Source organism: Leisingera sp. JC1 (genome assembly GCF_001679925.1).
Classification (GTDB): domain Bacteria; phylum Pseudomonadota; class Alphaproteobacteria; order Rhodobacterales; family Rhodobacteraceae; genus Leisingera.
Genome location: NZ_LYUZ01000091.1, coordinates 1 through 18,438, shown reverse-complemented (window position 1 = coordinate 18,438; position 18,438 = coordinate 1). Strand labels below are relative to the sequence as shown.

Annotated in this window: 16 protein-coding genes and 3 pseudogenes; 6 read left to right on the top strand and 13 right to left on the bottom strand. The window is 63.5% G+C overall.

Annotation, left to right across the window (positions count from 1 at the left end; translation table 11 throughout):
- Window positions 1-133: 133 nt before the first annotated feature.
- From A9D60_RS12515 to A9D60_RS12495, 5 genes are all read right to left on the bottom strand, one after another.
- On the bottom strand, window positions 134-1,366 hold the full coding sequence (locus A9D60_RS12515; protein ID WP_065267921.1) for an NAD(P)/FAD-dependent oxidoreductase: 1,233 nt from the start codon (window positions 1,364-1,366) through the stop codon (window positions 134-136).
- Between the two features lie 31 nt (window positions 1,367-1,397).
- Window positions 1,398-2,507 carry an S-(hydroxymethyl)glutathione dehydrogenase/class III alcohol dehydrogenase gene (locus tag A9D60_RS12510; protein ID WP_065267920.1) on the bottom strand — a complete coding sequence of 370 codons (1,110 nt, stop codon included), beginning with the start codon at window positions 2,505-2,507 and terminating at the stop codon, window positions 1,398-1,400.
- Window positions 2,508-2,541: 34 nt separating this feature from the next.
- On the bottom strand, window positions 2,542-3,645 hold the full coding sequence (locus tag A9D60_RS12505; protein ID WP_254656692.1) for an alcohol dehydrogenase catalytic domain-containing protein: 1,104 nt from the start codon (window positions 3,643-3,645) through the stop codon (window positions 2,542-2,544).
- 250 nt (window positions 3,646-3,895) lie between these two features.
- Window positions 3,896-5,518: an FAD-dependent monooxygenase gene (locus A9D60_RS12500; RefSeq protein WP_065267918.1), complete on the bottom strand. Its 1,623-nt coding sequence runs from the start codon at window positions 5,516-5,518 to the stop codon at window positions 3,896-3,898.
- A 24-nt stretch (window positions 5,519-5,542) separates the two neighbouring features.
- Window positions 5,543-6,664: an alcohol dehydrogenase catalytic domain-containing protein gene (locus A9D60_RS12495; RefSeq protein WP_065267917.1), complete on the bottom strand. Its 1,122-nt coding sequence runs from the start codon at window positions 6,662-6,664 to the stop codon at window positions 5,543-5,545.
- 173 nt (window positions 6,665-6,837) lie between these two features.
- Here A9D60_RS12495 and A9D60_RS26970 point away from each other — a divergent pair.
- Window positions 6,838-7,032, top strand: a pseudogene (locus tag A9D60_RS26970) (IS481 family transposase); the annotation flags it as partial.
- 14 nt (window positions 7,033-7,046) lie between these two features.
- Here A9D60_RS26970 and eutC read toward each other — a convergent pair.
- From eutC to dctP, 6 genes are read right to left on the bottom strand one after another with little or no spacing between them, the layout of a single operon-like run.
- A complete protein-coding gene (gene eutC / locus A9D60_RS12490; RefSeq protein ID WP_083194191.1) occupies window positions 7,047-7,919 on the bottom strand; it encodes an ethanolamine ammonia-lyase subunit EutC in 873 nt (290 codons plus the stop codon).
- The gene (locus A9D60_RS12485; protein WP_065267916.1) at window positions 7,846-9,243 is read right to left on the bottom strand and encodes an ethanolamine ammonia-lyase subunit EutB; all 1,398 of its coding nucleotides are present in this window, start codon (window positions 9,241-9,243) and stop codon (window positions 7,846-7,848) included. Before A9D60_RS12485 ends, eutC begins: the two co-directional genes overlap by 74 nt.
- A 25-nt stretch (window positions 9,244-9,268) precedes the next feature.
- On the bottom strand, window positions 9,269-9,652 hold the full coding sequence (locus A9D60_RS12480; protein WP_065267915.1) for a RidA family protein: 384 nt from the start codon (window positions 9,650-9,652) through the stop codon (window positions 9,269-9,271).
- Between the two features lie 27 nt (window positions 9,653-9,679).
- Complete coding sequence (locus A9D60_RS12475; RefSeq protein WP_065267914.1) at window positions 9,680-10,984, bottom strand: TRAP transporter large permease; 1,305 nt, start codon at window positions 10,982-10,984, stop codon at window positions 9,680-9,682.
- On the bottom strand, window positions 10,981-11,577 hold the full coding sequence (locus A9D60_RS12470) for a TRAP transporter small permease (protein WP_065267913.1): 597 nt from the start codon (window positions 11,575-11,577) through the stop codon (window positions 10,981-10,983). The genes A9D60_RS12475 and A9D60_RS12470 overlap by 4 nt, the downstream gene beginning before the upstream one ends.
- Before the next feature lie 58 nt (window positions 11,578-11,635).
- On the bottom strand, window positions 11,636-12,643 hold the full coding sequence (gene dctP, locus A9D60_RS12465) for a TRAP transporter substrate-binding protein DctP (RefSeq protein WP_065267912.1): 1,008 nt from the start codon (window positions 12,641-12,643) through the stop codon (window positions 11,636-11,638).
- Window positions 12,644-12,871: 228 nt separating this feature from the next.
- Here dctP and A9D60_RS12460 point away from each other — a divergent pair, with 228 nt between their 5' ends.
- On the top strand, window positions 12,872-14,257 hold the full coding sequence (locus A9D60_RS12460; RefSeq protein ID WP_065267911.1) for an aminotransferase-like domain-containing protein: 1,386 nt from the start codon (window positions 12,872-12,874) through the stop codon (window positions 14,255-14,257).
- Window positions 14,250-15,497, top strand: coding sequence for an NAD(P)/FAD-dependent oxidoreductase (locus A9D60_RS12455; protein ID WP_065267910.1), 1,248 nt, complete (start codon window positions 14,250-14,252; stop codon window positions 15,495-15,497). Before A9D60_RS12460 ends, A9D60_RS12455 begins: the two co-directional genes overlap by 8 nt.
- Window positions 15,498-15,702: 205 nt before the next feature.
- Here A9D60_RS12455 and A9D60_RS12450 read toward each other — a convergent pair.
- A pseudogene (locus A9D60_RS12450) lies at window positions 15,703-16,080 on the bottom strand (aldehyde dehydrogenase family protein); the annotation flags it as partial.
- Between the two features lie 27 nt (window positions 16,081-16,107).
- Between A9D60_RS12450 and A9D60_RS12445 the strand changes: the two are divergent.
- From A9D60_RS12445 to A9D60_RS12435, 3 genes and pseudogenes are all read left to right on the top strand, one after another.
- A pseudogene (locus tag A9D60_RS12445) lies at window positions 16,108-16,476 on the top strand (tyrosine-type recombinase/integrase); the annotation flags it as partial.
- A gap of 288 nt (window positions 16,477-16,764) precedes the next feature.
- Window positions 16,765-17,757 carry a ParB/RepB/Spo0J family partition protein gene (locus A9D60_RS12440; protein WP_254656688.1) on the top strand — a complete coding sequence of 331 codons (993 nt, stop codon included), beginning with the start codon at window positions 16,765-16,767 and terminating at the stop codon, window positions 17,755-17,757.
- Window positions 17,750-17,989, top strand: a complete 240-nt coding sequence (locus tag A9D60_RS12435; protein ID WP_083194190.1) for a DDE-type integrase/transposase/recombinase — start codon at window positions 17,750-17,752, stop codon at window positions 17,987-17,989. Before A9D60_RS12440 ends, A9D60_RS12435 begins: the two co-directional genes overlap by 8 nt.
- 228 nt (window positions 17,990-18,217) lie before the next feature.
- Here the strand turns inward: A9D60_RS12435 and A9D60_RS12430 are convergent.
- Window positions 18,218-18,438 (bottom strand): integrase core domain-containing protein (locus A9D60_RS12430; protein WP_141117914.1); only part of this gene is annotated, 221 nt, incomplete at its 5' end.

Sequence of the window (18,438 nt, the reverse complement as noted above, 5' to 3'; positions counted from 1 at the left end):
GATTAGTGGTTTGCTTTGTGAAGTCACGACGGCATGTCATGGCGAGGGAAGCAGACCCGCCGCTGAACGCCGGGGAATTTCCGAGTCCATGATCGCTGTCAGGTCAGAAACCCGGCGAACCGGGCATGCAAAATCAGGCCACCGAGGTGACGGCGGCGGGCAGAAGATCGGTCAGCAGCACCGAAATATCAGCCAGCGTCTCACGGGCGGGGGTCAGCCCGGCCTCGATCAGCTTGCGGCCCTGCACGTAATCCTTCGGGCGGTTGATGCAGTCAATGGCGATCAGCTTGCCCGCCTTGAGATAGGCCAGCGAGAAGGCACCGGAGGCGGGATCGCCGCGCAGCACCCAATCATCAAACCCGACATTGAGCCCGATGGTCTGCAAGCGCAGGTCATATTGGTTCGACCAGAACCAGGGCAGGGCGCGATAGGGCTGGGGGTCACCGCAGATCGCTTTGGCCACGGTTGCGGCCTGATCATTAGCGTTCTGCACGGATTCGATCCGGACCCCAGGCCCGTCGCGCAACAGGGCGCAATCGCCGATGCAATAGATGTCGGGCAGGCTGCTTTGGCATGTGTCATCGACAAGAATGCCGTTGGAGATCTCCGCCCCGGCGGCCTCCAGCGCCCCGGTTTCGGGGATGATCCCGACCCCGACGATCACCAGATCAGCCGCAATCTCTTCACCATCGCTCAGTTGCACCCGGGCGACGGCCTCGGTGCCCAGGATCGCCGACACGGCACTGGAGAGGCGCAGATCCACGCCCTCGGCGCGGTGACGCGATTGGTAGAATTCCGAGACCGGTTCCGCCGTGACCCGGGCGAGCACGCGCTCCTGCGCTTCGAGCAAAGTGACCGCGATCCCCTTAGCGCGCAGCACCGCTGCCGCCTCAAGCCCGATATAGCCGCCGCCGATAATCACAGCGCAGCTTGCGCGATCAAGATGGGCCATCAGCGCATCCGCGTCACCCTTGCTGCGCAGGTAATACACGCCGGGCAGATCGGCGCCGGGACAGGCAAGCCGCCGGGGCGCGCCGCCGGCGGACCAGATCAGATGACGGTAGCCTAGCATCTCGCCATTGTCGCAGGTCACGCTATGGGCCTCGGCCGCCACCGAGACGACCCGGGTTTTCAGGCGCAGATCAATCTCGCGCGTGCTCCAGAAGCTTTCCGGGTGTAGCCCGATCCGATCAAAGCATTTCTTGCCGGACAGGTAATCCTTGGACACGCTGGGTCGGTCATAAGGCAGTTCCGCCTCGTCACCGATCAGCGCGATGCTGCCCTCGAATCCAGCCTGACGCAGGGTATGGGCGGCTCGCGCACCGCCATGTCCCGCGCCGACAATCACACAATCCCAAGTCTCCATCGCAGGCCTCCCTCCCGGATTTCAGCTTTGTTCAGAACACCACGACAGACCGGATGGACTGGCCCGCATGCATCAAATCAAAGCCCTTGTTGATCTCTTCCAGGCTCAACACATGGGTGATCATCGGGTCGATCTCGATCTTGCCGCTCATGTACCAGTCGACGATCTTCGGCACGTCGGTGCGCCCTTTCGCGCCGCCAAAGGCCGAGCCCTGCCAGACCCGCCCGGTGACCAACTGGAACGGCCGGGTCGCAATTTCCTTGCCCGCCTCGGCCACGCCGATCACGGTGGAGACGCCCCAGCCGCGATGGCAGGCTTCCAGCGCCTGACGCATCACCGTGGTATTGCCGGTGCAGTCAAAGGTATAGTCAGCGCCGCCATCGGTCAGCGCCACCAGATGCTGGACGATATCTCCTTCGATCTTCAGCGGGTTGACGAAATCGGTCATGCCGAAGCGGCGGCCCCAGCTTTCCTTGTCATCATTGATATCGACACCGATGATCTTGTCGGCGCCGACCATCCGCGCCGCCTGGAGAACATTGAGCCCGATGCCGCCCAGCCCAAAGACCACCACGTTGGAGCCCGGCGTCACCTTGGCCGAATTGATCACTGCGCCGACCCCGGTGGTCACGCCGCAGCCGCAATAACAGGCTTTCTCGAACGGCGCGTCCTGACGGATCTTGGCGAGAGCGATTTCGGGCAGGACAGTGAAATTCGAGAACGTCGAACAGCCCATGTAGTGATAGACCGGCAGCCCCTTGTAGCTGAAGCGGCTGGTGCCGTCGGGCATCACGCCGCGCCCTTGCGTGGCGCGGATTGCGGTGCAGAGGTTGGTCTTGCCCGACAGGCAGCTTTTGCACTGGCGGCATTCGGGGGTGTAAAGCGGGATCACGTGATCACCGGGCTGGACCGAGGTCACCCCCGCGCCCACCTCGCGCACGATGCCCGCGCCCTCATGGCCCAGCACCGAGGGGAAGATCCCCTCGCTGTCGAACCCGTCCAGCGTATAGGCATCGGTGTGGCAGATGCCGGTAGCGACAATCTCCACCAAAACCTCGCCCGCCTTGGGGCCTTCAAGGTCTAACTCGACGATCTCAAGCGGTTTCTTTGCCTCAAAGGCAACGGCTGCGCGCGTTTTCATAGGGTCGTCCTGCCTGTCTTTGCGTTCGTTAGTATCAGTCGATCTCGATCAGATAGCTGGTGAAGCCGCCATTGCCGTTGGCCGCACCGTTGATCCCGGAATTGATGTCCGAAAGCGGCCAGGACTGGGTTTCCAGCACGTTCAGATCGACGGCGCCGCTGCTGAACATGCCGGCCATCTCATAGCCCTCGGCGACGGTGAACCAGACCGAGCCGATCAGTTCGATCTGCTCGTCCATCCACCATTTCACATCCACCGGCAGATCACCGGCGGTGCCTCCGATATTCACCAGCCGACCGCCGCGCCGCAGCCCGGACATGGCGTCCTTCATCGAGGAGAGATCGGCCACCGCGCCCAATGTGTCGAGCATGAAATCGGCCCCCAACCGCTGGGTTTGTTCCTTGATCCACTCGCCCGAGGAGCCCTCGGTATTGGAGAAGATCTCGACGCGGGCGGGATCGAGCGCCTTCAGCCGTTCCAGCAGCGGTTTGCCGCGCGCGATGGCGTAGATCTTGCCGATCCCCTGGGCCAGCGCGAAAAGTGCCGCGCCGACCCCCAGCGTGCCGGTGGCGCCGTTGATGATCAGCGTCTTGCCCGCCAGAGTGCCACATTTGCGCAGCGCCGAATAAGAGGTGCCTAGATAGCCGAACCGGGTCGCTTGGGCGAATTCCACATTCTCGGGGATCTTGACCAGCGCGTTGGCCGGGGCCTCCAAATATTGGCAGAAGCCACCCTGCTTGTAGCGTTCGAACACCCGCAAGCTGTTCTGATTGTATCCGAAATAGCCATTCAGCGTCCAATGATCGCATTTCTGCGGCTGTCCCGAAGTGCAGAATCGGCAGCCGCCGCAGGCGCGGCCGGGATTGACATAGACCCGATCCCCCGGTTTCACCGACATCACCTTGTCGCCGACCTGATGCACGATGCCGACCGGGTCCAGCCCGAAAATTGCCGGGCGCGGGGGCAGGGGCATCTGCGGATACCAGGTCTCCCAATTGGCCAGAACATTGGCGAGATTGGGCACCATGCCGCAGGCACGCACCTCGACCACCACATCCTGTCCACTGGCGACGGGCTTCTCGACCGCGTCAATCTGCATGGGGGCGCCAACCTGATGCAGGCGCGCTGCTTTCATCATTTCCACGATGTTCTCCTCCCTCCACCATCGGCGTGTGATACTCCAAGGTCATGTCGAATACCGAAGGTGTTCAAATACTAATTGGTATCTTGAGTTCTAGCCGATGGCCGGATGAGATGCAACATGTTTTGCGGTGCTCTTGCGTGCCTGGGATAAAGGCGATTGTATCTTTCGGAGCTGGTTCCATATTGCCGGTGTCGCAGCGGCCCGTCACCAGCCCGTCACGGGGCAGGCGCCGGCCGCTGCGGTTTCAGCAGGTGTGACCGAGGAAGCGATCCCAAAGCTCCGTTGATAGGGCATCATCGGGGGCGCTATCTCCGCGCCAAGCCACATGCTGGTCGGGGCGGATCACGAGGATATCGGCCGTCCAGATCATGCGGGCGTTTTCGTCTTCGTGCCGCAACAGGGTGAGTGGTACCCCGCGCGCGGCAGCTACGCGTTCCAGCCCGCTGACATCGTGATCGCCAAACACGATCACCGTGAACCAGGACCCCAGCGCGTCGAAAACCGCCCGCCCATCGGCGAGGTAAAGGCTTGGCAGTCGGGCACCGGGCTGGGTGGTCGGCACATAATGCAGCGGATCCTGAGAAGGTGTGAGATCTTCGGCGGCAACCACCGGAGATTGCGCGTAGACATAGCCGAGCTCGATCCCGTGGCTTTCATTCTCGGCATTGCCAATCTCGGCGATCTGCGCTGCAACAGCCTGACGGGTAGCCGCGCCCTCGGGGCCGGGCTGCTGGACCACCTCGTCGTAGAGTTGGGCAATCTGCACCCGCACATCATTGTGGCGGGCGGCGGCCTCCAAGTTGCGATTCCAGACCGGCAGCCGTTCCGCCTTGTACCCTTCCAGCAGCCCCGGCCCGGCGAAACCGCGCAGCACGGCGGCCAGCATCCAGCCCAGACCAAAGGCATCGCCGATGCCGGTGTTCATGCCATAGCCACCGGTGGGGATATATTGATGCCCGGCATCGCCCGCCAGCAGGACCCGCACGGTGCCCGCGCTTTGCGCCACCGCCAGATGCGGGGACCAGGGATTGGCCACCAGCACCTCCATAGGGATTTCCTTGCCGACGAAACGCGCCACCAGCGTTTTCGGTGCGTCGCCATCCTTGACATTGTCGGGATAGCGGGTGTGCAGCGTCCAGGTGTCCACATCATTCTGCGCGATCAGCGTGCCGTGGACCGACTGGTAGTGCCAGGTCCGGCCCCACCGTTGCAGCAGGGCGCGGGCCTCGGGATCATCGGTGCGGAAATGGGTCATAAAGCGCGGCATGATGCTGAACTTGCCATCCAGCGGGATACCGACAGTCGCGCGCGCGGTGCTGCCGCCGCCATCGCAACCGGCGAGGTATTCGCAGCGGATCTGCTCGGTCTCGCCGGTCTGTTCGTCGCGGATGGTCGCGGTGACCCCTTCGGAATCCTCGGTCAGATCGACAAGCGCGGTCGAGAAGCGGACTTCGGCCAGCGGCTCTTCCTCCAGCGCCTCGCGCAGCACCGGTTCGATTTCGGACTGGCTGACCCGCATCGGCGGCGCGAAAGGCTGCGCACCGTCATTGACCGCCTTGTAATGCGCACGATCTTCGGCGGGTGAACGATAGGCGAAGCGCGTGAGCTCCTCGCCGGTCATGGTGGTGACCCAGGCGACGTCGAACGGGTGATCCTCGGCCACCGCCACCGCCCGTAACCGGTCTTCCAGCCCGGCGCGGCGGAACAGTTCCATGCTGCGGACATTGGTATTGTCCATCTTCGGGTGTTGGGTGGTGGTCGGGTTGCGCTCGACCAGCAGGCAGTCGATGCCGCGCTGCGCAAGGTCACGGGCAAGGGTCAGGCCAACCGGCCCGCCCCCCGCTACCAGTACGGATACATGCTTCATGTCCGATACTCCTGTTGGTTGGGGTTAGGGATGGATGACGAAATTGGAGAAGCCCCCATGGCGTTCGGCAATGCCGGAAATCGCCTCGTTGACCTTTGCCAGCGGCGAGGCCTGGGTTTCCAGACAAGAGAAATCGGCGACGCCGGAGCCCACCATGTCGGCCATCTGCTGGCCTTCTTCGGTGGTGAACCATTGCGAGCCAATAAGAGACTGATTGTTGTCCATCATGAAATGCACATCCATCGGGATCTCGCCCGCCAGAGCGCCCACATCGACCGCGGTGCCGCCGCGGCGCAGCGCGCGCATGCCTTGCAGGAAGCTCTCCGGTGCCGCGCCGGGGCCGTTGCAGTCAATAAACGCATCGACGCCTTCGCCATCGGGTGTATGGCTGCGCGCCCAGGTATCGATCGGGCCATCCTCGATCGAATGCACTTCGATACGGTGCGGGGCCAGCGCCTTAAATTCCTGCAACAAGGCCATGTTGCGGGCGGTGCCGAGGATCTTCTTCACCCCCAAGGCGAGGCCGAACACGACGCAGCCGATACCGAGCGTGCCGCTCAGCCCGTTCACCAGCAAGGTGTCGCTGACGCCGATGCCGGACTTGCGCAGCGCAGAATAGGCGGTGCCCATATAGCCCAGGCGGGCGGCGTGGTCATAGCTCATATTGTCGGGCAGGCTGACGATGGCCGAGGCCGGCGCCACCATATATTCGCCCAGCCCACCGGTGTTGTAGTCGCCAAAGGTTTGCAGCGCGTGGTGGCTGAAGCCGAAATAGCCCTGAAAGGCGGCGTGGCGGCAGGAGCGTTCATCGCCCCGGCGGCAATGACGGCAGGAGCCGCAGGTTCGGAGCGGGTTCACATAAACCCGGTCGCCGGGCTTGAGATTATGAACCAGATCGCCGGTCGCCGCGATCTCGCCCGCTGGGTCAAGGCCGAAGATCGCGGGCAGCGGCGGCAGCGGCATCTCGGGGAACCAGGTCGTCCAATTGGCCAGGATATTGCCCAGATTCGGCACGATCCCGCAGGAGCGGACTCGCACGAGCACATCGGTCGAGCCCGGCTTTGGGACCGGCACCTGTTCGAGCTTCAGGGCTTCACCAACCGCATGCATGCGGGCCACTGTCATCATTTCGGGAGTTGCTAGCATATTCCGTCCTCCTTCGGTTTGCCGTGCCAGACACCTGCCTGACGTGGAGAACGTTATTCAGATACCAAAAGGTATGCAAGTACTTATAGGTTTGTAAAATGATCGATAGCAAGGCGGTGTTTGATCCCACGGTTTGATGGTGCGATCCATTCGCAGGAATGGAAGGAAGCACGATGGGACAAGTTCGTCACGGCAGCGCCACGACCACATACGCTATCCGAGCTGCAATACAGCGATCGCAAGTTTCGACCGCGGCGCTAAGCCGGGAACCTGGCATCAAGCCGAAGACGGTTGCGAAGTGGCGTAAGCGCGAAACGGTCGAGGATCGTAAGACCGGTCCGAAGGAGCCGCGCTCGACCGTTCTCAGCGAGCATCAGAGCCGTCAACTACTCATGACAGGCCCGTCAAGATACGCGCGGCGATCCTGAAGCGAGCCGGCGGCCTCGGCCGCCGTTTCGTCTTTCAGGCCGACGCCCGATAAACCGCGTTGCAGTGACTGGCTGACCAGGAAATGCGCGCGGTAGGCGGCCTCTTCGTAGCGCAGCCCACCGGGCCGGATGTTCGAGATGCAGTTGCGATCCGCGTCGGTAAGGCTTGGCTTTGGCGCGAATGTCAGGTAAAGGCCCATGCTGTCTGCCGCGGTCAGACCCGGCCGCTCGCCGATCAGAACCAGCGTCAGCCGCGCCCCCAGCGCCGCGCCGACCGGGTCGGCCAGTGCCACCCGGGCCTGGGTCGCAATCACCAGAGGTGCCAAACGCAGCCCTTCGGCCGCCAGCCGCGGCAACAACTGGGCGAGAAACGGCGCGGCGTTGTGCTGAACGGAATAGGCGGACAGCCCGTCGCAGACCACCACGGCGACATCGGCCCCGTCGCCATCGGCGGTCAGTTGGGCCGCGGCCCCGGCGGTCGGCCGGCGGCCAAGGTCGGGGCGGTGCAGATAGGTTGTGCGGTCGGGGGCCTGGCTTTGCACCACCAGGGTGGCCGGGAAATAGCGGTCGATGTCCTCGCGCAGGGCGGCAATGTCCAGCGAGGAATGTACCGCCATCCGGGCGAGCGCATGGGCCGACTGGAACTCGAGATGCCGGGCGGTCGACAGCGATACGCCGGTGCGGCCCAACGCGATGCGGGCCGGGGTGTGGCGCCGCAGACGGTGCCAGAGGTCGATGTTGTCGGGGGCTCGGTCATCGGCTTTCCAGCAGCCCGAGCATGCCGGTAAAGCGCTGCGGCGGCAGGTTGGCGGGGGTGAAGCGGCCATCGGCGGCCATGATGCCGCTCTCTTCCAGCCAGGTCTCGAATTCCGGCGCCGGGGGCAGGTTCAGCACCCGCCTGGCATAGAGCGCATCGTGGAACGAGGTGGTCTGGTAGTTCAACATGATGTCGTCCGACCCCGGAATGCCCATGATATAGGTGATCCCGGCCACCCCCAGAAGCGTCAGCAGCGTGTCGATATCGTTCTGATCGGCTTCGGCATGGTTGGTGTAGCAGATGTCGCAGCCCATCGGCAGCCCCAGCAGCTTGCCGCAAAAGTGGTCTTCCAGCCCGGCGCGGATGATCTGGCGACCGTCGAATAGGTACTCCGGGCCGATGAAGCCGACGACAGTATTGACCAGCAAGGGTTCGACATGTCGGGCGACGGCATAGGCCCGCGCCTCCAGCGTCTGCTGGTCGACACCGTGATGTGCCTCGACCGAGAGGCACGAGCCCTGGCCGGTTTCCAGATACATCACGTTGTTGCCGACCGTGCCGCGGTTCAGCGACAGGGCCGCTTGCTGCGCCTCGACCAACAGCGAAAGCGAGACGCCGAAGGACCGGTTGGCGGCCTCGGTTCCGGCGATCGACTGGAACACCAGATCGACCGGAGCGCCGGCCTCGATGGCGGCGATGCTGGTTGTGATATGGGCCAGGATGCAGGATTGGGTCGGGATTTCGTGCTGGTGGATGATCTCGTCGGTCAGATGCAGCAGGGCGGTCACGGCTGCGGTATTGTCCGAGGCCGGGTTGATGCCGATGACCGCATCGCCCGAACCGTACATTAGCCCGTCGAAGATCGATGCGGCGACCCCGGCGGGATCGTCGGTGGCATGGTTCGGCTGCAGCCGGGTCGAAAGCCGGCCGGGCAGGCCGAGCGTATTGCGGAACCGGGTCACCACACGGCACTTGCGGGCGATGGCAATCAGGTCCTGCACCCGGCAGATTTTCGACACCGCCGCCGCCATCTCGGGCGTCAGCCCGGGGGCGAGGGCGGTCAGTTCGGACGCATTCGCCGCGTCCGACAGCAGCCAGTCGCGCAAGCCGCCGACGGTCAGATGAGCGACCGGGGCGAAGGCTGCGGCGCTGTGGCTGTCGAGGATCAGCCGGGTCACTTCGCAGGCCTCGTAGGGCACCAGCGCCACGTTGAGGAATTCGCGCAGCGGCAGATCGGCCAGCGCCAGTTGCGCCGCCGCCCGCTCGATCTCGGTCCCGGCGGCGAGCCCGGCCAACTGGTCGCCCGAGCGCAAAGGCGTCGCCCGGGCCATCAGCGTCTTCAGATCGGCAAAACGGAAGCTCTCGCCGCCGAGACTGTGGTGATATCCAGACATGGCACTTCTTGGATGTCGGTTGATGCTAGCGCGCCGCGGCGATGACGTCGATTTCGACCTTGAACGGCCCCATAAGCCCCGACTGGACGCAGGCGCGGGCCGGCAGATCGGCGCCGAAATAGTCGTGGTAGATCGAATTGAAGGTGGTGATGTCATCGGCAGACGTCAGCCAGACGGTAGCCTTGACAACGTCCGCCAGGCCAAGCCCGGCCGCCGCCAGTGCCGACTTGAGATTGGCGAACATCCGATGGGTTTCGGCCTCGATGCCGCCCGGTACCGGCTGGCCGCCCTCGTCCATGCCGACCTGACCGGCGACGAAAACCAGGCCGGCGGCGGTCTTGACCAGTTTCGAGTAGGGCGGGGTCTGGCCCTTGGCGTCGGGCGGGTAAGCGATTCGCTCGATCTGCATGGATCGCGTCCTTTCGGTTTGGGGGCGCTATTGCCCGAGGATCAGATTTGGCAGCCACATCGACAAGGCGGGGACGAAGGTGGTGAGGAGGACGACCGGAAGATAGGCGAACAGCACGAAGATGATCGAAGGTTTCAGCATCGAGGCCAGGTTGGCCTTGCCGATCAGCGCAGCGAAATAGAGGATCGGCGCGGTTGGAGGGGTGATCAGCCCCATGCCGAGATTGGTGGCAACGATGGCCGAAAAATGGATCGGATCGACGCCGGCCCGGGTCACCACCGGCAACAACAGCGGCGCCGCCAGCAGGATGCCGCTGACATCCTCCATGAACATGCCGACGACCATCAGGAACAGGTTGGCCATCAGAAGCAGGACCACCGGGTTGGCGCTGACGGTCAGGAAGCCCTCCATGATCTGCTGCGGCACGTTTTCCAGCGTCCAGATCCGGCCCAGCATGGCGGCGAAGAAGATCAGCACCATCAGCACACCAGTGGTCTGCCCGGCCCGCCAGATCACCTCGCTCAAGTCGCGCCAGTTCAAGTCGCGATAGAGGTAGATCGAGATCGGGATGGCGTAGACGACGGCAACGGCGGCGGCTTCGGTCGGCGTGGTGACGCCGCCGTAGATGAAGCCGAGGATGATCAGGGGCATCATCAGCCCGGCGCCGGCGCGCTTGGCGCGGGAGATGACCTCGAAGCCGATCTCGCGCCTGGTGGCCGGCGGCTGCACGGTCAGCGGCATCTTGCGGGTCAGAACGTAGTTCCAGGAGCCGAGCGCCAGGCAGAGCAGCAGGCCGGGCAGGACCGGCGCCAGAAAACAGGCAAGGATCGAGGTGCCGGTGACCCAGCCATAGAGGATCATCGAAGCCGAGGGCGGGATCAGCAGCGCCAGGACCGAGGAGGCGGCGACCAGCGAGGTGGCGTAGCCGCGGTCGTAGCCGCGTTCCTCCATCCGCGGGATCATGATCGTGCCGATGGCGGCGACGGCCGACGACGCCATGCCCGAAATGGCGCCAAACACTGCCGTCGCCAGGATCACCACGATCCCGAGCCCGCCGCGCAACCGGCCAAACACCGAATCCGCCAGATCGACCAGCCGCCCGGCAATACCGCCCGACCCCATGATGCCACCGGCCAGGATGTAAAGCGGGATCGCCACCAGGACCACCGACGACAGCTTGGAATAGCCGGCACCGATCAGGAAGCTGGCCGCGCCGAAATCGCCGAAAATCATCAACAAGAGCACCGCCCCGGCGAAGCAGAATGGGACCGGCACACCGATGATCAACAGCAGGGTCAACAGCCCCGCATCGACAATGACAAGCGGGCTCATGCCGCCTCTGCCCGGGTGGCGGATGTGCTGGCGCGCAGCATCACCTCGATCGCGAAATACAGCGTCATCAGGCTCAGGCAGACCGGCATGACCACGATGATCGCGTACATCGGGATGCCGGTTTCGAGCGAGACGGTGTGGCGGTGGATAACGAAGGCTAGGKATTGCCAGGACCAAATCGTCATCCAGGCGCACAGGACCGTGGTAATGGTGGCGGCGATCACCGCCACGACTTGCTGCGGCTGGCCCTTGGGCAGAACGAGATCAACGAGGCTGGCCGAGATATGGCCGCGCTCCCAGGTGCCATGGGTTGCGCCGACGAAATAAAGGTAGACTGCGACGAAACTGGCCAGTTCCTCGATCCCGAACAGCGAAATGCCCATCAGATAGCGCGTGACGACCTGGACGAAGACCAGAACCGTCAGCGCGCTGCCGCAGATCAGCAACACCAACCGCTGCAGGCGAATTTTGGCGGTCCACAGCGCCAGCATCCTGCCCTTGAGGAATTTCGGCGTGTTGACGCCATCTGGGTGAAAGCTGCCCTCGGCCGAAAGCGTCTCGGCAATGCTGGCATGGTGTTGGTCTTCGCGCATCGCGGCCTCCCGTGCCGATTGGGGCCGGGCCGGCCGATGGGGCCGGCCCGGCGAAGGCTCAATTCATGCCGACCGAGGTCTCGAGCTTCTTCAGCGTCTCGGTGCCCAATTCGTCGGCAATCTGCGGCCACACCTCGGCGCGCGCGGTCTGCGCAAGTTCGTCCAGCGTCGCATCGTCGAAGGTCACGACGGTGATGCCCTTGTCGCGCATCGTCTGCAGCGCCGCCGCGTCGGCCGCCTTTACCGCTGCGAATTGCTCATTGGCAACCTCGATGGCGGCATCCTGGATGACCTTCTGGTCCTCGGGCGACAGTCCGGCGAACTTGTCGGAGTTGATGAAGAAGTAGTCGGACTCGAAGTGGTCGTTATACTGCACCCAGGTCTTGGTGATATCGGCGAAGTTCTCCAGCGCCATCACTGCGGTACCGCCGATCTGGCCATCGACCACGCCGGTTTGCATGCCGGTATAGAGTTCAGCCCAGGGCAGGGTTGCGGTGTTATAGCCGAAGTTTTCCAGCAGCACCTTGTGGGTGGTGCCGCCCGGCCAGACCCGGACTTTCAGGTTGCGCTGCAGCGCAGTGTCGGCCGGATTCTCGACCGGCCCGGCAAAGCCTGCGCCGCCCATGCCCGCGCCATAGACGGCAAGCGGCGTCAACCCCTGCGGTGCCAGCGCATCGCGGACGATCTCGAAGACCGGACCGCCAGGCGACAGCGATTCTTCAGCCGTTTCGTAGTTGGTGAAGGCATAGGGAAACCAGGTGATCGCCAGCCGCTTGTCGGAACTGGTGGCCAGGGGCTGCATCGCCATGTCGATGGCGCCGGCGATCACCTGTTCGTAAACCTCGGTCCAGTCGCCCAGCTGGCTGGCCGGATAGACTGTGACCGTCAGATTGCCGCCGGATTTTTCGGCAACCAGATCGGCGAAATGCTGTGCCGCCATGGCGCCTTCGGATCCGGGCTGCTTCAGGGTCGACAGTCGCAGCGTCTCGGCATCCGCCGCACCCGCCATCATGGCGATAAGTGAAACGGCGCCGAGGGTGGCGGAAAGTTTGCGGGATAGACTCATGCGGATATTCCTCCGGTTGGTTGGCAGACCGGCATTCGTGGCTGGTCGTTCATTGTATGGCCAGACATTATAGCTTTATCTGGATATTGTCCGATCAGATATCCGTCAAGTATTTTCTGTTCGCAGTGCCACATACGATCGGGAATCGACATTTACCCGACCCAAAGTCGGACTTGTGTGTCACTCAATTCCATGACAAAATCCGAGCCAACAATACAGGCAGGCGCAATGTTTGAAGCTATCGACACCAGCAGGGATGACACTCCGGTCTATCGGCAGTTGGCCGATCATGTCGCTCAATTGGTCGAGAGCGGCGCGCTGAGCGTCGGCGACCGGTTGCCGCCACAGCGCGAGATTGCCCGCCAGGCGGGGGTGAACGTGACCACCGTTACCCGTGCTTTTGCGACGCTACAGGAACGCGGGTTGGTCGAAAGCCGGCCGGGGCGGGGCTCGATCATTGTCTCGGCCGCCGAACACGCGGCGTTCAATTCGGCACCGCTGGAAGCGGAGGGCTATCTCGATCTGACGGTGAACCGGCCGGCGACCGAAGGTTATCTGAAGGCGATTGCTGCCCTGATGCCGCGGTTGGCTTCGGATTCACGCTTTCACGCGGTGCAGGATTTTCACCCCGCCGAAGGGCCGCGCTGGACCCGGGCGGCGCTTGCCGGCTGGCTGGCCTCGGCGACCGGCCACAACGATTCCGACCGCATCGTGGTCACCAACGGCGCCCAGCACGGCCTTGCCTGCGCGCTTGGCGCCATCGCCAGGCCGGGGCAGGCGGTGCTGGCCGATGCCATCACCTACCAAGGGATCGCGCCGCTTTGCGCTTCGCTCGATCTGCGTCTGGTGCCGGTGGCCAGCGATGCCGGCGGGATGCTGCCCGAGGCCCTGGCGATGGCCTGCCGGACACAGGATGCCGCGGCGCTGTTTCTGGTGCCGAACCTGCAGAACCCGACCACGGTGACGCTCGACCTCGAACGCCGGCGTGCACTGGCCGGGATCGCCCGGGCTGCCGGGGTGACGATTATCGAGGATGACGTCTACCGGGCGCATATTGCCAGCCCGCTGCCGACGATTGCCGCCGAAAACCCCGATATCACCGTCCATATCACCAGTCTTTCGAAATGCGTCGCGCCTGGCATCCGGCTGGGAGCGGTCAGCGCATCGCCCTCTCTGGTTCGCGATATCGCCGCGATCCTGCGGGTAAACTGCTGGAGCACGAGCTTCCTGACCGGGCTCATGGTGACCCGGCTGATCGAAGAGGGCAGCCTCGACCGGATCATCGCCGAGCAGCGCGACGAGTTGCAGGCGCGCCAGCACATCCTGTCCCAGGGCCTGGCCGGCTACGAATTGAGGTCGGAACCGACCGCGCCGCACGGCTGGCTGATTCTGCCCGACCCCTGGCGCGGCGGCAGCTTCGTACGCGCCGCCGAGAGCGCCGGGGTCAGCGTCCTGCCCGGCGAGGCCTTTGCCCTCGACCGCGATCAGGCGCCGCCACATGCGGTGCGAATCAACCTCAGCGCCGCCCGCTCGCGCGACGATCTGCGCCGCGCGGTGGCGATCCTGCGCGGCATCCTGGAGGGCGGGCTGCACAAGGCCGACGTCCATGTCTGAGCCGACCACCTTCTCTGACTCCCCGCAATCGGCGGAAATCGCCGTCATTGGCGGCGGTGTGATCGGCATGGCCATCGCGCTGCGGTTGGCCCGCGACGGCCGCGAGGTGGTCGTGATCGAGCCGAACGAAGCCGGTTCCGGTGCCTCGTTCGGCAATGCCGGCACCATCGCCGATTACGGGGTGCTGCCGGTCGCCAATCCGGGCGTTCTTCGCAACCTCGCGGCCCTCGCCTTCGACCGCGACAGCCCGCTCTCGGTGCGGCTGGCGGCGCTTCCGGGCCTGACGCCCTGGATCGCCCGCTTCCTGCGCAATTGCCTGCCCGCCCGCGCCGAAGCCAACGCCGCCGCACTGGGCGAGCTTCTGCATGACGCGACGTCCCTGTGGCTGGAATTTGCCGCCGAAATCGGTGCCAGCGGGCATCTCCACCGGAACGGCGGCCTCTATGCCTATGACACGCCGCAGGCAATGACTGCCGGCGCGGCCGAGGCGGCATTCCGACGCCGGCACGGCGTAGAGCTTGAACTTCTGGACGGGCCGCAGGTGGCGCAGATGGAGCCGCGGCTGAAGCCGGTCGCCGGGGCACAGTTCTTTCCCAATGCGGTGAACATCGACGACCCCGGCGAAGTGATGCAGAAACTGGCCACCAGTCTGACCGAGGCCGGCGTCTTGATGGTTCCGCGGGCCGTGCGGCGGCTCGAACGGCGCGGCGGCCGGGTGCATCTGCTGGGCGACGGCCTCGCCATCGCGGTCGGAACGGCGGTGATCGCCGCCGGTGCCCATTCGCGTGCCCTGTCGGCCCAGGCCGGGGATCCGCTGCCGCTCGATACCGAACGCGGCTACCATATCGAATACGACATGACAGAGCCGCTGCTGCGGCGTGTCGTCTGCCCGGTTGCACGGGGGTTCTACGCAGTTCCCATGGCCGGACGGCTGCGCTTTGCAGGGACGGTGGAACTGGGCGGGCTAGGCTTGCCGCCCGACCCCGCGCGACATGCGTTGCTGGAACGCGGCGCGCGGGCGATGTTCCCGCATCTCGGTACGCCCGACCGGTGCTGGTTCGGCTTTCGCCCCTCGATGCCGGATTCGATCCCGGTGATCCGGCGCGGGCGTCTGGGCGGCGATGTCATCCTGGCCTTCGGTCATGGCCATCTGGGCCTGGCTCTAGCCCCCAGAACCGCCCGCATGGTCGCGCGACTTGTGGCGGAACAGCTCGGCTCCGCCGCTCGACGAGGTCGCTAATATCCGGCTCGGCGGAGTGGGTAAAGCATGGTGTTTGATATGATACGTTGAGGTTTCTAAAGTTTCTGGTTTAACTTGCGACATATCCGGCGGCCTTGAAGTAGTTCCAGCACTCCCCAGCCTCCAAGATCCGCTCAGGGCCGGGCCTGCAGTGTTCACGCCGGCGTGCACCTGCCGGCGCACCCCGATTGACCCTCGCCGCGGCTCAGAAGAACACGAGCTTGTTCGGGTTGTAGCTGACCAGCATGTTCTTGGTCTGCTGGTAGTGGTCGAGCATCATCCTGTGGGTCTCGCGCCCGATGCCGGACTGCTTGTTACCGCCAAAGGCCGCATGGGCGGGATAGGCGTGGTAGTTGTTCACCCAGACCCGGCCGGCCTCGATGTGGCGGCCGAAGCGATAGGCGCGGGTGCCGTCGCGGGTCCAGACGCCGGCGCCGAGGCCATACATCGTATCGTTCGCGATGGCGAGCGCCTCGGCCTCGTCCTTGAAGGTCGTGACCGACACGACGGGGCCGAAGATCTCTTCCTGGAAGACCCACATCTTGTTGTGGCCCTTCAGGATCGTCGGCTGGATATAGAAACCGTGGTTCTGTCGCAAACTTCGGCAGTTGACCAGACCCGTCCTGTCCACGCACTTGAGCAATGGCTGTATTTTGCAAAGATCGACTTCGGGCCGGTTTTCGTGCGCATCTCCCGGGATGGCAAACGCGCCCTCGAGGATCGCCTCTCCGACAAGCACGTCGAGCGATTGATCAAGGCAACCGTTCTGAAAAGCGGCGTCAGGTCCGATCTGCCGGAAGCCAAGCGGCTGGCGATATTCTCCGGTCATTCCTTGCGCGCCGGGCTCGCCTCGTCGGCAGAGGTTGATGAGAGCTATGCTCAAAAGCAACTGGGACATGCGTCCGCCGAGATGACACGGCGATATCAGCGCAGGCGCGACAGGTTCCGGGTGAAACTGACCAAAGCTGCAGGGCTGTGAAGCCCAGGAAACTTGACGCGTTGGTGAAGCGTTAAAGTGAAATTCCAGCGCTTCAGTTTCAGCTTGCTACTTCAATTGAAATCGGGAACCAAACGCGACATCTGCCCTAAGAAGCCAAGGGATTGTGTACCAGCGCGACGAGAGAACACCCTCTTGCACTCGTTTACCAACGGTCGGTTGGTGACGTGACCTGCAATTGGAAAGGGCCAGAGAAAGGGAAGCCCGGGTGCCGGGCTTGAAAGGATAGAGAGAGGCTCATCCGGGTCCGGCGTGACAAGGACCCTGACCATGGCCAAGACCACGTCCCGCCCGAAACTCTCCACAGCGAGAAAGACCGAAGCGACCGGAACGGCAACGCCTGACGGCGCTGCCGACATCCGCCTGATCCCGCTCGACCAGCTGGAGCCGAGCCCGCTCAACGTCCGCAAGGTCGCCGCGAGCGCCAGCGATGACGCCGAACTTCTTGCGAGCATCCGAGAGACGGGAATCAAGCAGAACCTGGTGGTTCACGCGCTGTCTGAGACACGTTTTGCAGTCGATGCCGGCGGTCGTCGCCTCAAGGCGCTGAAGCAACTCGCCGATGACGGTGTCATCCCCGCCGATCACCCCGTGCCCTGCCTCGTCGAAGATGAGCGCAATGCTGTCCTCACCTCCGCAACCAAAAACCTCCAGCGCGCGGCGATGCACCCGGCCGACCAGTTCGAGGCCTTTGACAAGATGATCGCCGATGGGCGCGGTGAAGACGAGATCGCTCTGAAGTTCGGCGTCTCCGTCGATCTGGTACGCCGACGGCTCAAACTCGCCCGTGTCGCGCCTGAGATCATCGAGCAGTTCCGTTCGGGCGATCTGACCCTCGAATGCGTCATGGCCTTCACGCTGACAGACGACCATGATCGCCAACTGGCAGTCTGGAACGCGGTAAAGGGCGGCTATCACATCCACCCGCAAAGCATCAAACGCCATCTGACTGAGACCGCGCATTCGGCGAACTCTGCGCTTGGACGCTTTGTCGGCATCGAAACCTATGAGGCGGCTGGCGGTGTTCTGCTGCGGGACCTCTTCGACGATCGAGCCAGCGCCCATATGGAAAACCCCGACCTTCTGGAGCGTCTCGCCACCGAGAAGCTGCAAGCCGCGGCCAAACCCTTCGAGGCGGCGTGGAAATGGGTCGAAGTGCATCTCTCGGTGGATTACGGCGCATTTCGCAGTTTTCGTGCGAAAAACCTGAATCACGTAACGCTGCCTGAAATCAGAAATTTCAACGCGTTACGTGATGCGTGATGCTTCAGATATTTCGTCAGACGCTATAAACAATCGGATTGAGAGTGATCATGCCGCACTGAAGCAGCGATTGCGTCCTATGCGGGGGTTCCAGACGCTGGCCGGAGCCAGGGCCGCGCTTGCCGGTATCGAAACCTTCCGCACCATTCGAAAAGGCCAACTCGAATATTGTGAGACCGGGGTGATCAACGAGATCACCTTCATCGCCAATCTGTTTGCGGAGGCTGCGTGATCGGGATCAATAGCGACGACAAACACGCCGCTCTGACGTTAATGCAACGGACCCCTCCAAAATGAAAAGCCTGCAGAATGCGTCGCCTCTCTGGAAGTTAGAATAAAACATCACGACTTCGGGCCGACGCACAAAAGACATACGGTCTTATATCTCGTCGAGTAGCTTGCTGTAAATGCTGGATTGAATTTCCCCGGAAGTTGGAGTGCGCCCCTGCGGGTGGACAGTTTAAGCTGCTGACTTTGTCCAATCCGGGGCGTGTATCTCTTCATAGCGGTTGGGGCTGGTGTAGCCCAGAGCGGAATGCAGTCTCCTCTCGTTGTACATTGCCTCGATGAAGCGTGGCAGATCGGCGGCCACGTCTTCGAAGGTTTCATACTCGGTGACGTAAACCGCCTCGACCTTGAGTGTCTTCATGAAGCTCTCGGCGTATGGGTTATCATATGGAT

Excerpts from the sequence above, each read along its gene's own strand:
- A9D60_RS12475 (WP_065267914.1), bottom strand. The coding sequence starts at position 10,984 with ATGAGCCCGCTTGTCATTGTCGATGCGGGGCTGTTGACCCTGCTGTTG.
- A9D60_RS12435 (WP_083194190.1), top strand. The coding sequence starts at position 17,750 with ATGCGTGATGCTTCAGATATTTCGTCAGACGCTATAAACAATCGGATT.
- dctP (WP_065267912.1), bottom strand. The coding sequence starts at position 12,643 with ATGAGTCTATCCCGCAAACTTTCCGCCACCCTCGGCGCCGTTTCACTT.
- eutC (WP_083194191.1), bottom strand. The coding sequence starts at position 7,919 with ATGGCCGCTTCACCCCCGCCAACCTGCCGCCGCAGCGCTTTACCGGCA.
- A9D60_RS12515 (WP_065267921.1), bottom strand. The coding sequence starts at position 1,366 with ATGGAGACTTGGGATTGTGTGATTGTCGGCGCGGGACATGGCGGTGCG.
- A9D60_RS12510 (WP_065267920.1), bottom strand. The coding sequence starts at position 2,507 with ATGAAAACGCGCGCAGCCGTTGCCTTTGAGGCAAAGAAACCGCTTGAG.
- A9D60_RS12480 (WP_065267915.1), bottom strand. The coding sequence starts at position 9,652 with ATGCAGATCGAGCGAATCGCTTACCCGCCCGACGCCAAGGGCCAGACC.
- A9D60_RS12440 (WP_254656688.1), top strand. The coding sequence starts at position 16,765 with ATGGCCAAGACCACGTCCCGCCCGAAACTCTCCACAGCGAGAAAGACC.
- A9D60_RS12500 (WP_065267918.1), bottom strand. The coding sequence starts at position 5,518 with ATGAAGCATGTATCCGTACTGGTAGCGGGGGGCGGGCCGGTTGGCCTG.
- A9D60_RS12505 (WP_254656692.1), bottom strand. The coding sequence starts at position 3,645 with ATGATGAAAGCAGCGCGCCTGCATCAGGTTGGCGCCCCCATGCAGATT.
- A9D60_RS12460 (WP_065267911.1), top strand. The coding sequence starts at position 12,872 with ATGTTTGAAGCTATCGACACCAGCAGGGATGACACTCCGGTCTATCGG.
- A9D60_RS12455 (WP_065267910.1), top strand. The coding sequence starts at position 14,250 with ATGTCTGAGCCGACCACCTTCTCTGACTCCCCGCAATCGGCGGAAATC.
- A9D60_RS12495 (WP_065267917.1), bottom strand. The coding sequence starts at position 6,664 with ATGCTAGCAACTCCCGAAATGATGACAGTGGCCCGCATGCATGCGGTT.
- A9D60_RS12485 (WP_065267916.1), bottom strand. The coding sequence starts at position 9,243 with ATGTCTGGATATCACCACAGTCTCGGCGGCGAGAGCTTCCGTTTTGCC.